The organism is Mesorhizobium sp. M7A.F.Ca.CA.004.12.1.1, assembly GCF_003997835.1.
GTDB lineage: Bacteria > Pseudomonadota > Alphaproteobacteria > Rhizobiales > Rhizobiaceae > Mesorhizobium.
This window is the reverse complement of the sequence record NZ_RZRK01000057.1, coordinates 1-13,952: the sequence shown is the minus strand read 5'-3', so window position 1 is coordinate 13,952 and position 13,952 is coordinate 1. Positions and strand designations below refer to the sequence as shown.

At 62.1% G+C, this 13,952-nt stretch carries 13 protein-coding genes, 1 tRNA gene and 1 pseudogene; 8 read left to right on the top strand and 7 right to left on the bottom strand.

Annotated elements, in window-relative coordinates:
* Window positions 1–546, bottom strand: a 546-nt coding sequence (locus EN984_RS05200) for an SDR family NAD(P)-dependent oxidoreductase (RefSeq protein ID WP_245480032.1), incomplete at its 3' end; no start/stop codon positions are given.
* Window positions 547–836: 290 nt separating this feature from the next.
* Entirely contained in the window at window positions 837–2,252 is a 1,416-nt protein-coding gene (locus tag EN984_RS05195) for a LuxR C-terminal-related transcriptional regulator (protein ID WP_164748690.1), read from the bottom strand.
* 262 nt (window positions 2,253–2,514) lie between these two features.
* On the opposite strand from EN984_RS05195, the gene EN984_RS05190 reads away from it, so the two are divergent.
* A complete protein-coding gene (locus EN984_RS05190; RefSeq protein ID WP_127268797.1) occupies window positions 2,515–2,751 on the top strand; it encodes a hypothetical protein in 237 nt (78 codons plus the stop codon).
* Between the two features lie 172 nt (window positions 2,752–2,923).
* Entirely contained in the window at window positions 2,924–3,664 is a 741-nt protein-coding gene (locus EN984_RS05185) for a hypothetical protein (protein WP_206517401.1), read from the top strand.
* 444 nt (window positions 3,665–4,108) lie between these two features.
* Here EN984_RS05185 and EN984_RS05180 read toward each other — a convergent pair.
* Together EN984_RS05180 and EN984_RS05175 are read right to left on the bottom strand one after the other, a co-directional pair.
* Window positions 4,109–4,185, bottom strand: a tRNA-Arg gene (locus EN984_RS05180).
* A gap of 219 nt (window positions 4,186–4,404) precedes the next feature.
* Window positions 4,405–5,907 (bottom strand): HAMP domain-containing sensor histidine kinase, encoded by a 1,503-nt coding sequence (locus EN984_RS05175; protein WP_127271414.1) that lies wholly within the window; start codon window positions 5,905–5,907, stop codon window positions 4,405–4,407.
* A 278-nt stretch (window positions 5,908–6,185) separates the two neighbouring features.
* Here EN984_RS05175 and rpmH point away from each other — a divergent pair, with 278 nt between their 5' ends.
* The 5 genes from rpmH (at window position 6,186) to EN984_RS05145 (ending at window position 10,175) form a co-directional block, all read left to right on the top strand.
* Window positions 6,186–6,320 (top strand): 50S ribosomal protein L34, encoded by a 135-nt coding sequence (rpmH, locus tag EN984_RS05165; RefSeq protein ID WP_008833937.1) that lies wholly within the window; start codon window positions 6,186–6,188, stop codon window positions 6,318–6,320.
* A gap of 16 nt (window positions 6,321–6,336) precedes the next feature.
* Window positions 6,337–6,690, top strand: coding sequence for a ribonuclease P protein component (gene rnpA, locus EN984_RS05160; protein ID WP_127270243.1), 354 nt, complete (start codon window positions 6,337–6,339; stop codon window positions 6,688–6,690).
* Between the two features lie 14 nt (window positions 6,691–6,704).
* A complete protein-coding gene (gene yidC, locus EN984_RS05155; RefSeq protein WP_127270245.1) occupies window positions 6,705–8,504 on the top strand; it encodes a membrane protein insertase YidC in 1,800 nt (599 codons plus the stop codon).
* Window positions 8,505–8,683: 179 nt separating this feature from the next.
* Entirely contained in the window at window positions 8,684–9,244 is a 561-nt protein-coding gene (locus tag EN984_RS05150; protein WP_127271417.1) for a fasciclin domain-containing protein, read from the top strand.
* Between the two features lie 373 nt (window positions 9,245–9,617).
* On the top strand, window positions 9,618–10,175 hold the full coding sequence (locus EN984_RS05145) for a hypothetical protein (RefSeq protein ID WP_127271419.1): 558 nt from the start codon (window positions 9,618–9,620) through the stop codon (window positions 10,173–10,175).
* 108 nt (window positions 10,176–10,283) lie between these two features.
* Here EN984_RS05145 and EN984_RS05140 read toward each other — a convergent pair whose 3' ends face one another.
* Genes EN984_RS05140 through EN984_RS05130 form a run of 3 tightly spaced genes read right to left on the bottom strand, consistent with a single transcriptional unit; the run spans window position 10,284 to window position 13,571 of the window.
* Entirely contained in the window at window positions 10,284–11,825 is a 1,542-nt protein-coding gene (locus EN984_RS05140; protein ID WP_127271421.1) for a DHA2 family efflux MFS transporter permease subunit, read from the bottom strand.
* Window positions 11,822–13,114, bottom strand: a complete 1,293-nt coding sequence (locus EN984_RS05135; protein WP_127267225.1) for an HlyD family secretion protein — start codon at window positions 13,112–13,114, stop codon at window positions 11,822–11,824. Before EN984_RS05135 ends, EN984_RS05140 begins: the two co-directional genes overlap by 4 nt.
* Window positions 13,107–13,571, bottom strand: coding sequence for a MarR family transcriptional regulator (locus EN984_RS05130; RefSeq protein ID WP_127267224.1), 465 nt, complete (start codon window positions 13,569–13,571; stop codon window positions 13,107–13,109). Before EN984_RS05130 ends, EN984_RS05135 begins: the two co-directional genes overlap by 8 nt.
* Before the next feature lie 158 nt (window positions 13,572–13,729).
* Here EN984_RS05130 and EN984_RS38130 point away from each other — a divergent pair.
* Window positions 13,730–13,952: pseudogene (locus EN984_RS38130) on the top strand (hypothetical protein); the annotation flags it as partial.

Sequence of the window (13,952 nt, the reverse complement as noted above, 5' to 3'; positions counted from 1 at the left end):
GTTTTTCGCCACTTCGAGCGCCAGTGTGCGCGTCAGGCCGGCCATGCCGGCCTTGGCGGCCGAATAGGCTGCCGTGCCTTCGAAAGACACCAGCGGGCCGGTGACCGACGCCACATTGACGATGCGCCCGTAGCCCGCTTCGACCATCGCCGGCAGAAAGGCCTTCGTGACGAGGAATGCCGTCTTCAGGCTGACGTCGATCCCCTGGTCCCAGTCGGCCTCGGTCATGGCGAGAAACGTCTTGTCGACCGATGGCGATGCCAGCGAGCCCATGCCGGCATTGTTGACCAGTATATCGACCGCCCCGACATCGGCCCGCAGCCGCGCGACATCGGCAGCGATGGTGAGATCGGCGACCACGGCCTTGGCATCGATGCCTTCTGCACGGAGCCCAACGGCGCGATCAAGCACACGCGCACTGGCACCGGTGAGAAAAACGGCATGGCCAGCATAGCCGAGCTGCCGGGCAATGGCAAAGCCGATGCCGTCGGCCGCGCCGGCCCCGGTGATCAAAGCGCGTTTGATGCGGGTATGGGGAATGGTCAAATCGGGCTCCGCTGGTTCCGCCTGTCGCGGTCTTACCACGCAGATTGGACGACGGCGCTGCGAAGATTTGCTCTGCAGCATTCTGCGCCGCTTTGCCGAGCTTCGTCCTGGTGACCCGCGTAGGCGCCGCCCGAATGCTTAGTCCATTGCGTGGCCGGTGTTGACCAGCCATCCTGCCACCGCCGTGCAGTCGCAGGCCGTCACTCGTTCCCGCCGTTCGGGTTGGAGCCCGCCATGACGCAAGTTGACACGCAACCGGACCTTATGCGCCCAATGTCATCCTCGATAGGTCACTTCCATGGCAGTCCTGCTGCGCTGAGGCGTGACCACAGGTTATTTCTAAACTCCGGACCGCGCGCTTGCTGCAATCGATCGACATACTCGCCGGTCAACCTGGGCGACTCGCGCGAGACGAACGACACGTCCTTCCGCGCAGACTCGAGATCGCCCATCCCCATGTATGATGCAGCCCGCAGGAGCCGTGCCCAGTGGTATTCAGGCAGGACCATCAGAAATCGATCAAACGAGGCAGTCGCGGCGTTATAGTTCTCCCCGGCGTATTCGGCATCGCCCCTGAACAGAAAGATCGGATGATAATTCGGACTGAGAAGGTTGGCCCGCGCGAAAGCTGCCTGTGCACCTTCGAGATCTCCGGCGTAAGTTAGCCCAATTCCCAGCCAGGTACGGCACTCTGCATCGTTCGGATTGAGTGCGATGGCCCGCCACAGGCAGCCAAGGCCCGTCTGCAAGTTTCCGAGATAAGTCTCGGCCAATCCGAGAGCACTGTGCAGAGATGCTTCCCGGTCATGGCCACAAAGTCCGGCCCGAGCCTCATCACCAGCCCGGCGAAAGGCCTCGATGGGTTCAATGGACCATCCGTTGAAGCAGGAGTGGAAATCGACCCAGGCAAGAGTCTCCCTTATCAATGCATGCTCTGGCTCGGCGGCGAGGAGCCTTTCACAGAGACGCCGCGCTACGACCATGCCTTTCGCCGTCGGCCGTTCGACGTGGTAAAACGCCTTCAGATAGAGCTTGTGGTGCTGAATTGCTTCCTCGAGGGCGGGCGGGCCTGCCGCGTGCTTCATCAACACCTGGAAGAGGTTTCCGCTGATCACGCCTGTCAATTCGTCATGCGATGACGTCTGGGCGAGATCATATCTTGCGCTCCAGACCTCGACTTCCTCCTCGGCGTCCACGAGATGCGCGAAGGCGTGCATGGCTTTGTCTTGGCTATGGACCGCGACCTCCAGGACATAGTTGGCTCCCGTGGTCCTGCCGATTTCCTTGACAGTGAGATGCCGCTTCGCGAGCGCGAACATTGTGGCCGCTGCGACGATTCCGATCTGGGAGAAGCGTCCGAGCTCTGCGGTCAACGCGCGCGTCAATGCATCCGCATCGGTCCTTGTTTTGCCGAACTGACCCTTGACCGGCATCACCGCCAGCCGCGGTTTTTCGCTTTGATGGGGTGACAGCCCGCCTGGCCTGGCGCCGGAAGCGCCGGCAAAGTACGCCGCGAGCCCGATCTTGGTCCGCACCCCAAGTTTTCCGTAGATGGTCGCAAGGTGAGTGCGAACAGTGGCCGGAGCAATGAAAAGCGCCTTGCCGATCTCCCGATAGGTCAGGCCGGCGGCAAATTTTTCCGCGACCTCGCGCTCACGACCCGACAATGCGACAAGCGTTTGAGCTTTCGAAGCGCCGAGCACCATTGTGGACCCCCGTCCTTGGAAACCCCTCCGTAGCCGAAGAATGCTACAGAAGAATGCTACAAATGCACTAGGCCGAATACCGCATCTGCCCGATTCCGCCGCAGGCTCGCACGGCGCAAGCTTCCCCGACGGCAACAAACAATCGGCTAAGGGGGGTTCCATGCGTCCTGTATCCATAGTGCTGGCATGCACGGCCTTGGGCTATTCCGCCCAACCGTCACCTTCTTTCGCAAGCGGGTGCCGACAGTTGCTGGAATCAAACGTGAAAATCGCCAGCGTGCATGCCTATGCCAGCATCTTGGCCAATGCTGCCCGCAACGGCTGGAACTACACGCCTGAATCGATCGTCAGCGGCTCGAAGCGTCACTTCGAGGAGATGAGTCTCCAGTTGATCGCAGCCGGTTATGAGATTGTCCCCGCCAACGCTCACCCGCACTGCGCCAATCTGAACAGGGCGGAAAACGACGAGAGCACGATGACGACCGAGCCGAACACCTAAGGAAGCCCGATCGACCGCGGTCTGATCTAAGCTGGTCTCACCGCGCGCCACATACACCAGCTTTTGTCGAAACATCGAAATGTCGAAGGTGCGGGCCAACTGTCTGCTGCTCGGATCGAGATGATCCAGCACGTCTTCTGCGTGCGCTGCCTGATCGCGGGGTTCGTTATCAATGATCATGCATGACCTTCCCGATGCCGCCGGAGAGCCGGGCGACACTTCAGGCCTGTCGCGTTTCGCCGCGGCAATCCGTTCACGCATGGTAGGTCCCGGAGGATATTACAATCTCGGCAATGGGCTCGGGCTGGCGACGGGCGTCATGGTCCAGATCGTTGCCGTGCCGCCGGGTTCCGCCGTGAGTGGCCATGCCGCGCTCCTCGATTATTTCGTTGGCAGCATCGCTGCCCTGTCGCTCACCCTGGCCACGCTGGTCTTCTTCTGGAGCGGCGAGATCTACTGCCGCGCATGGGCCAGGAAGCCGTCCCCAGACGTGTCCCTAAACCGCCTTGGCGACATGACGTCGGGGGTCGGGGCGATCGGACTCGGCATCGCCCTGTTCCTGTTCGGCGAACCTGTGCTTGCGGCGACCTCGGGCTTGCTGCATGCGCTCGGCAAGTTCGGCAGCGCCTTCGAGGACGGCAAGCCGTTGCCCGGCTGGCCAGCCAGCTGGCCCAATCCGTTCCGGAGTGCCGTTCTGGCCAGCCGTCTGCCGCCGCTGGTCTCGGCCGCGGTGGGGAGCGGCGGTGCCCTGCAACTGGTATGGTCGGGCGCTTCCTGGACGCTCGTCGCAGCGCCGCTGACATTGCTTGTCTGCTATCTGCTTTGGGCCAAGGCAGACCTGTTGCTGCTGCTCCAGGAGGTGCGAGCCGGGAGCGCGCCGGCATCGTCCGCCGGCAACCGAGATCGAACGTGACGGCCCATGTCGAAGACAGAGGCCCCTGCTTGCAGGCGCCTTTGGGGGTTTGGCAACGTCGCGCAGAAGACCGTGCTGGATCATCTGCAGCATCAGAAGACTCTTCCGGAGTTGAAGCGCACCAAATTCGAGGTGCGGGCGAGGGCCGGAGCGAGAGCGCGCCTCATCCCGCCGATCAGCATGTATGAGAACGCGAGGAATCGGCGGCAGTTGAAAACGGCCTTTTTTCGGACAGTCATTCCCTAGGTTTTGCGTTGGGAGCCGACAACACCAACACCGGTGCCTCATGCGTGTACCCAGCGACCGCGATGACCGCCAGCCCGATCCGTGCGAATCTGATCGAATCGTCTGTTGACCAACAGGCGGGCCACCATTCGTCAGGAATTCATGCCGATGCGGTTGATTGGCGAGGCCTGAAAGGCAAGCAATTTCAGCTGGATGGAATGGCGCGCCCGAAGAGATTCGAACTCCTGACCCCCAGATTCGTAGTCTGGTGCTCTATCCAGCTGAGCTACGGGCGCGCAACAGGCCATGCTTTCCATGACCCCGCAATCCGATCGTAAACGACCGGTCGCGACGAGACGTGTTCCCTAGCGACTGAATTTCGGAAAAGCAAGCCGATCCGGCAAAAGTTTTGTCACAAGTGCCTTGGCCGGCGATGAAGGCTGGGATTCCGGCGCCTGGCAACGGTCCGAAGTCGAGCCGGTTCCTGCTCATTGGAGACCCAGCGCTCAAAACCGTCAGGCGGGGCGGCGCAGGCTGTTGCGGGCCTGGTCGAGCCGGACCGGCTGGTCGGGGATGGTGACGGCGAATGTGGTGCGCCCGCCAATGCTCTCGACCAGTTCCACCGTGCCGCCATGCGCGCGGATCAGTTCGTGCGCGATCGCCAGGCCAAGGCCGGTGCCGCCGCTGCGCGCCGAGCCGCGAAAGGCCGCGAACAGGTTTTCCCGCGCCTTGGGCGGCAGGCCGGGTCCGGTGTCGCTGACGGCAATGCGGCTGACGCTGCCCAGGCGCACGGCCGAAACCGCCAGGCGGCGCACCAGGGCGTTTTCGCTGTCGGCCGCCATCGCCTGCACGGAATTCCGGCACAGATTGGTGAGCACCCTGAACAGCTGGTCGGAATCGGCATCGACCTCGAAGGCCGGCTCGACCGAATTGACGAACTCGATGCCTTGCTCGATGTCGAGCAGGCCTTGCACGTCCTCGACCAGCTGCCGCAGCCGGAGCCGGCGGCGCGCGGGCGGCGGCTCCTGCGTGCGGCCGTAGTGAAGCACGCCTTCGGAATAGGACACGGCACGGTCGAGTGCGCGCAGCAGTTTCGGCGCGAAGGCCTGCACGGTCGGATCCTTGACCTGGCGCAGGCGGTCCGACATCAGCTGCGCCGAGGCCAGGATGTTGCGCATGTCATGGTTGATCTTGGAGACGGCAAGGCCGAGGTCGGCAAGATGCTTCTGCTCGGAGAGCATTTTTTGCAGCCGCTCCTGCATTTGCGACAGCTCGCGCTCGGCAACGCCGATCTCGTCGGCGCGGGCAGCCGGATGGATGATCCGTCCGGGATCGTCGGGCGCCTCGGAGAAGGACAGCATCGAGCGCGTCATCGTCCGGATCGGCCCGATCATGATCAGGTCGATGGCGGCGTAGACCAGCATGGCGGTGAACAGCGAGATCAGCAGCGAGACGAAGGCGACGTTGCGCGAATAGCGCAGCATCGCATTGCGCAGGCTGTTGTCGGGCATGATCAGCTCGAACTCCTTGTCCGAGTCACCGACCGGACCGAAGACGCGCAGCATCCGGTCGCCGCCGAAAAACAACGTGTCGAGCGCGCCGGTCATGCCCTTGATCATGCCGATCGAGGCGATATCGATGTGCGCGTCGACCTTCGGCGGCATTTCGGCCACCACCAGCAGCCGCGAGACGCCGCCGTCGCGCACCGCGATCGCCTTGGCGCCGATCGCCATCAGCACGTCGTTCTGGGCCGTGCGCGACAGCGAGGCGGGCTCACCCTGCACCAGCACGATCGACACCGCAGCCGCCGTGCTCAGCCGTTCCTTAAGCCAGTTCAGCCGGTAGCTGGCGATCCAGGGCAGGAAGATCAGCACTTCGGCCAGAAGCACGAAGACGATGGTCAGCAGCAGCAGCTTGGTCGACAGGCCGCGCGACAGCGGCACCGTGCGCACGGCCGCTGGCGCCTCGGTGGACGCCACCGTGCCGATCCCTTCCTGTGCCTGTATGGTTTCGCTCATGCGGCTAATGTCTTCACGATCACTTGATCAACGCAGATTAGGCGATTACGGCTTTTTTGCCAATTTCATCCTTGGTCGCAAACATAAACCGGTCTGAACGGAGCCGGATTGCGCCCTACGACTCCGGATTGACTTCCAAAAGCCTTCTTTCTATAAGCCCGCACACGCTCGGGCCATTCGTCCCGGCGCGGTTTCGATCGCGCCAAAGCCGGCCCGGCAAAGCTCCTGTTACACAGTGACAGAATCAAGAAGGGCCGCACCCCGCGGTATTAAAACAAATGAAGCGTACCTACCAACCGTCTAAACTCGTCCGCAAACGTCGGCACGGCTTCCGTGCCCGCATGGCCACCAAGGGTGGTCGCGGCGTCGTCGCAGCTCGCCGCAACCGCGGCCGCAAGCGGCTCAGCGCCTGAACGGAAGACGAGATCGTTGCCCGCAACCGGCAAGCCAGTGGGACCAAATCCCAAGCGGCTTCTGAAGCGCGCGGAATTCCTGGCTGTCCGTCGTGGTGAAAAACGACGCGGGCGGCTTTTTCTCGTTGAAGTTCTCGACCGCGGCGACGGCCTGTCGCCGCGCGTCGGCTACACCGTCACCAAGAAGGTCGGCAATGCGGTTGTCCGCAACCGTGTCCGGCGGCGGCTGCGAGAAGCCATCCGTACGCATGCTGCAAGTGACATGGCGCCTGGCAATGATTATGTCATCGTCGGGCGCGAAGACGTGCTTACCACTCCGTTCGGCCAGTTGAAGGCCGAACTCTCCCGCCGACTGCGCGGAACACGATAGGCCAAGGGCTTTCGATGGAAAACAACCGGAACTTCTTCATCACCATCGCGCTGTCGGTGCTGATCCTTGCGGTATGGCAATATTTTTACGTGTTGCCGCGCAGCGAAGCCCAGCGCGAGGCGGCCCGCGTCGAACAGCAGCGCATCGAGGAGCAGAAGAAGGCCGCCGGTACCGACACCGGAACGCCCGCCGCACCTGGCGCCATTCCGAATGCACCGGGTACCGACGCCGTGACGCCGGCCGGCCGCGAACAGGCGCTCGCCACGACGACCCGCGCGAAGATCGACACGCCGAGCCTCGAGGGTTCGATCAACCTGACCGGCGCCCGCCTCGACGACCTCAAGCTCAAGCACTACACCGAGACGGTCGACAAGAACTCGCCCGAGATCAGCCTGCTCAACCCGGCGGCACTGCCCAATGGCTATTATGCCGAGATCGGCTTTGTCGGCAACGACAAGACCGGTGCGGTGCCCGGTCCGGAGACTGTGTGGACCGTCGACGGCAATGCGACGCTGACGCCGACGACCCCGGTCACGCTGACCTATTCGAACGACAAGGGCTTGACCTTCAAGCGCACCTTCTCCGTCGACACCGATTACATGTTCACGGTGTCCGACACGGTGCAGAATGCGGGCACGGCCGCCGTCTCGCTGTCCAATTACGGCCGCGTCACCCGCTTCGACAAGCCGCTCGTTGCCAGCACCTATGTGCTGCATGAGGGCCTGATCGGCTTCACCGGCACCGAAGGCCTGCAGGAGCACAAATACGCGTCCATCGAATCGGACAAGCAGTTCACGCCGGGCAAGTCGACTGACGGCTGGTTGGGCATTACCGACAAATACTGGGCGGTGACGCTGGTGCCGACCGAAAAGCAGCCGTTCCAGCCGCGCTACGCCTTTTTCGAGGACGGCCGCCACCGCTATCAGTCCGACTTCCTGACCGACCCGATAACGGTTGCCGCGGGTCAATCGGCGACGGTGGAGAGCGAGATCTTCGCCGGCGCCAAGGAGGTCGGCAAGATCAACGCCTATGCAGAGGACCGTCAAATCAAGCGGTTCGATCTTTTGATCGACTGGGGCTGGTTCCACTTCATCACCAAGCCGATGTTCTGGCTGATCGACACGCTCTACAAATTCTTCGGCAATTTCGGTCTGGCCATCCTCGCCACCACCGTCATCGTCAAGGCCATCTTCTACCCGCTCGCCAACAAGTCCTACGCGTCGATGGCGAACATGAAGAAGGTGCAGCCGAAAATGCTCGAGATCCGCGAGAAATACGCGGACGACAAGATGAAGCAGCAGCAGGCGATGATGGAGCTCTACAAGACCGAGAAGATCAATCCGATCGCCGGCTGCTGGCCGGTGGCGCTGCAGATCCCGGTGTTCTTCGCGCTCTACAAGGTGCTCTACATCACCATCGAGATGCGTCATGCGCCGTTCTTCGGCTGGATCCAGGATCTGGCCGCGCCCGATCCGACATCGCTGTTCAACCTGTTCGGCCTCATTCCGATCACGCTGCCGCATATGCTGATGATCGGCGTATGGCCGCTGATCATGGGCGTCACCATGTTCCTGCAGATGCGCATGAACCCGACGCCGCCGGACCCGACGCAGGCGGCGATCTTCACCTGGATGCCTGTCATCTTTACCTTCATGATGGCGGGTTTCCCGGCCGGCCTGGTCATCTACTGGGCCTGGAACAACACGCTGTCGATCCTGCAGCAAGGCATCATCATGAAGCGCCAGGGCGCCAAGATCGAGCTGTGGGACAATCTGGTCGCGCTGTTCCGAAAGAAACCATCACCGGCCGAATAGAAGGCGCAGCGCTTTCTCCATCCTTCAAAGCCCCGCCTCGCGCGGGGCTTTTTCGTTCAAGCCGCTTTCGGCATCACGTTCCTGTGATCGGCGAAACTTGCGCCCCGCCGGCGGCGTGACTGCCTGTGCGTTTCCAAAGGCTATCAATTCCGATCAGCCCTCACCCGGAGGAAGACCATATGCGCTTGCCGTCATTCAGGACCATCGCCCTTTCCGCGTTCGTCGCCGGCGTGGCGATTGCCGCGCCCGCCTATGCCAAAAACCCGAATGTCGGCGGCGCGCCGATGTACACCACCAAGAACATCGTCGAGAACGCCGTCAATTCGAAGGACCACACGACGCTGGTCGCCGCGGTCAAGGCCGCCGGCCTGGTCGACACGCTGCAGGGTGCTGGCCCGTTCACAGTCTTCGCCCCGACCAACGCGGCGTTTGCGAAACTGCCCAAGGGCACCGTCGACACGCTGCTGAAGCCGGAGAACAAGGGCAAGCTCACCAAGGTGCTGACCGCGCATGTCGTGGCAGGCAAGATTTCGGGCGCCGAAATGATGAAGAAGGCCAAAGCGATGGGCGGCAAGTACGAGATGAAAACCGTCTCCGGTGACACGCTGACCGCTGAAGTCAAGAAGGGCAAGCTCTACATCATGGATGAGTCAGGCGGCGAGGCGCGAGTGACGATCGCCGACGTCAACCAGTCGAACGGCGTCATCCATGTCGTCAACAAGGTGCTGTTGCCGAAGTAACGGCTTTCGGCAAAGGGGATCAAGGCAGGTCCGTTGGGGCTTTCTCGGGCCTGCCATCCCCACCTCATGACGAGGTGCCATGTTTCTTGGGAAGTCGTATCGGCATCGGCCGGGGTCCTGTCCCTCACAGGACCCGGTTTCTTTTGGTTCATGGACCGAAGACCGTAGAGGACAAATACCTGAACGGAGCGCTTGCAGGGGTAGCCGAGATGCCGGTTAGCCGTAAGCTGGCACGGACCGCCGCGCACCGGAATGTGGCGTCGCGATGCGACTGCCAACGCGGTTGAGGGGTAGAGAGACAACGCTCACCTAGCGCCCGCAGATGTGACATACTGACTGCATATCGATTTCGTAGCCTTGTTAGGAACACGACGTGGATTGGTTTACCCAACGCAAGCCTTTCCCAAATGCCGCAAAGTCAGCTTTCGGAGTTGGAGCGCTTGGCGATATAGCTGCTGAGGAATTGACTCCCATCGTCGACGACACTTACCGAACAACCTCGAGGCATCTCACATCTGATGGGATCAGCATCTACATTCCCTATCGGTTGCATTTTCTGCCGACCGTAGCTGTCGATTTCGCTAGCTTTTCGCCGGGGTCGCAGTGCTTGCTGACACGTTCGACAGACGGTTATCTGAGGCAAAAATCAGCCAAAATTATCCTTCCGCTGAACGAGCCTTGGACGATTCCATTCATCGTTCTTCTCTTAGGCGAGTACGTCGTCGAAATTCTCGACGATATCCATTTGGCGATGCCGTATTTCGATCAGACAGCTTACGCCAGTTTCGTCCGGCAGAACCGGCAGGTAATGCGTGCAATACGCGCTAAGGCGACAAGCTATTGGAATGCCTACTACCGCCAAAGTTATCCCGGCAGGAAATCGTATCCGGCGATTGCCGTCCTCAATCAGCTGGATACTTGGGCAACCTAGCATCACGTGCAACGGGACAGCCGACGACGTCGCCATACGTTGTATTTCCATTTTGTCGACGGTGACGCATTCGAAACTTGCTTCAACAAAAGGCCCTCGACCAAAACATCACTCCATCACGGCGCTGTGGTCGACCTTGGCTGGCGTCGCCGGCTTGCGCAGCAAGAGAACCAGCGGAATGGCGGCAAGCGACAGGATCATCATCAGCTTGAAGTCGTTCATATAGCTTATGATCGTCGCCTGCAGCGTCACCACGCCGTCGAGCGCGGCGCGGCCCGCGGCGCTGTAGGGATCCATCGCCTGGAAGATGGCCGGATTGCTGAAAGCCTGGTTGTAGGGCGTCACATAGGTGGCGATGTTGGCGTGGTTGATCTGCACGTTCTCCGTCAACAGCGCGGTGACGACGGATATGCCGACGCTGGAGCCGATGTTCCGCGACAGATTGTAAAGGCCTGTGCCTTCCGCGCGCCGCTCCGGCGCCAGCGTGGCGAAGGTGATGGTGGTCAGCGGCACGAACAGGAAACCCAGGCCAGCGCCCTGGATGAAGCCGGTGCTGATGATCGTCCATTGCGACACATCAGGGGTCCAGCCGGTCATGTCGTACATCGCCCAGGCGGTGACCAGCAGGCCGGTCAACAGCAGCCAGCGCGTGTCCACCTTGCCGATCAGCCTGCCGACCAGGAACATGCAAGCCATGGTGCCGAGACCGCGCGGCCCCATGACGATGCCGGCCGTCACCACCGGATAGCCCATCAGCGTCTGCAGATAGGGCGTCATCAGGGCCAGCGAGGCCAGATAGGTGATGCCGATGATGAAGATGAAGATCATGCCGACGGCGAAATTCCTGTCGAGGAACAGCCGCGGGTTCACGAAGGTGTTTTTGGCGGTGAAAGTGTGGACGAGGAAGATGTAGAAGGCCGACGCGCAGATCAGCGCCTCGACGATGATCTCGGACGACGAGAACCAGTTGAGCTGCTCGCCGCGATCGAGGAACATCTGCAGCGATGCGATGGTGACGCTGAGCATGCCGAAGCCCAGCCAGTCCAGCCTGGCCTTAAGGTCCGTCTTGGTTTCCTGGACGAACATCGAGACGCCGGCGAAGGCCAGGGCCCCGATCGGGACGTTGATGTAGAACACCCAGCGCCAGCTGACATTCTCGGTCAGCCAGCCGCCGATGACCGGCCCGAGCACCGGCCCGACCATCACCGAAACGCCGAACAGCGCCATCGCCGAGCCGCGCTCCTCGACGCTGTAGATGTCGAGCAGGATGCTCTGCGCCAGCGGCACCAGGGCTGCGCCGAACAGGCCTTGCAGCAGGCGGAAGCCGACGATCTGCGGCAGCGACTGCGCGAAGCCGCACAGCACCGACGCGACGACGAAGCCGGTGATGGAGATCAAAAGGATGCGCTTGCGGCCGAAACGATTGGCAAGATAGCCCGAAGGCGGCGTCATGACGGCCGCCGCGACGATGTAGGACGTCAGCACCCAGTTAATCTGGTCGGCGCTCGCCGAAACGCTACCCTGGATATAGGGCAGCGCCACATTGGCGATGGTCGTGTCCAGTGCCTGCATGATCACGGCCAGGATCACGCAGGCGGTGATGGCGCCGCGATTGGCGACCACGCCACCTGTCGCGGACGCGCCGGTCATGACTTTTGTCCGAACCGGCCGAGGAGGTCCGTCACGAAGTCCGGCAGGCCGCGCGCGTGGCCGGTATCGATGCCGACCACGACGCTCATCCCGCCACGCAACGGCGGCTTGCCTTGGAGATCGTCCAACGTCACGCGCATCGGAATGCGTTGCACGACCTTGACCCAGTTGCCGGTGGTGTTCTGCGCCGGAAGCAAGGAGAAGCTCGACGATGACGCCGGGCTGATCGAGGCGACCGTGCCGTGCCAGACGGCACCCGGGTAGCTGTCGACGCTGATCGTCGCCGTCTGTCCCGGCCGCACATAAGTCAGTTCGGTTTCCTTCGGCTCCGCCGCGATCCACAGATCGGTCGCCGAAATCAGGCTGAAGGCCGGCTGCGAAGCCGGCAGGTACTTGCCGACCTGAAGCGCGTCGACATTGGTGACTATGCCGTCGAACGGCGCCTTGACGATGGAATCGGCAAGATTGCGCTGGGCGTCGTCCACCGCCGACTGCGCCTGGAGGTAGAACGGATTCTTCTCCACCGGCTGGCTGGCGTCGCCGCCAAGCTGGGCAAGCGTCGCCTGTGCCTGCGCCTGGGCAACGGACACTTTCTGGCGGGCGGCGACGAGGTCGTGCTGGGCGCTGTCGAAGGTCGCCTTGGAGGAGGTGGAGGTCTTGAGCAGATCCTGCTGGCGCTGGAAAGCGGCCTCGTAATAGGGGATGTCGGCCTGCGCCTGCTCGATCAGCGCCTGCGACTGCTGGTAGCTCGCCTGCAAGGTCAGCACCTGGTTGCGCACAGTGCCGAGCTGCGCCTGGGCGGCGGCAAGAGCGGTTTCGAAAGAGGCCGGCCGCAGCCGGAAAAGCACCTGGTCCTTCTTCACCGCCTCGTTCTCGTGCACGTCGATCTCGGACACAGTGCCGGAGACATCGGTGGAAACGCCGAGCGACTGCGCCTGGATGTAGGCGTTGTCGGTCGTCATGACCTGGCCGCCGATGACGTAGTAATAGCCGCCGACGACCAGCGCGACCGGAAGCAGGGCAAACAGGATCGGCCGTGCCCGGCCGCGCTTGGGCTTGACCGGCGCCGGAGGCGCCACCGCAACCGTGGCCTGCCGTGGCTCCTTGGACGGCGCCTCGAGCGCCGCCGGCTCCAGGGCGACCGGTGCTTCGAGCTCGTCATTGCCGATGAGGGTGCCGGCTCGCCTTTGTTCGCGTTCGCTGTCCAGTCGGATGATCTGGTCGCGCGCCCGGCCGGCGGAGGATCCGTCTTCTTCGGCAGGCTTCTTTGGTGAGGTTGATTCAGCCATGTGTTTTCTCCCGGTCGGCGGCAGGCTGGGTGCAAGCCGCGAGCAGATTGGATTTGATGAGGGATAGGGTTTGCAGCAGATGCAGCTGGGCATCCGCGGAAAGACCGACAAAGGCCTCGTCCCGCGTCTTCTGCCCATTGGTGCGCATGGTTTCGATGAGCGGATAAGCTTGCGGCTTCAGGTAGAGCAGCCATGCCCGGCGGTCAGCGGGATTGGGCCGGCGCTCGATGAAGCCGCGTGCCTCCATCTTATCGAGCAGCCGGGCGAGCGTGATCGGCGTGATCTCGATAAGATCGGCCAGTTTGTTCTGGTGGATGCCCTCATGCAGGCAGAGATAGGCGAGCACCTGCCACTGGGCGCGGGTCAGCCCCGATGCCCGCGACCTCTGCTCGAACCGCTTTCGAAGCAGGCGCGCGACATCGTGCAGCACGAAGCTGATGTTGGGTGACGATGGCATGGAAGGTACTGAGGTTCTAAGGCGCAACTTTTAGTGAGCATGCTTATTATCATCATGCACATAATCCCGCTGGACGCGGTGCGCAAGACGGACTAAGCCCGCCTGGAAAAAATGACGCATGTGCTGCGACACCATAAAAAGGCTCAGGTAGCAGGCTGTTGCCGGGCAAGGATGGGACGATGAATTGGCTGAAGATCGTGACCGTGGCGGCCATCGCGGGATGGCCTGGCATTGCGCTCGCAAAGGACGCCGTCAGCTGCGGCGGCGCCGCCATGCTGGGTGGCGCGCAATTGAACTGCAGCCACGTCGAACCCCAGGCGCCGCCTCAGTTTTGCACCTATAGCTGGGCTCTCCACATGCCGGCCGGAGACCAGAAAATCG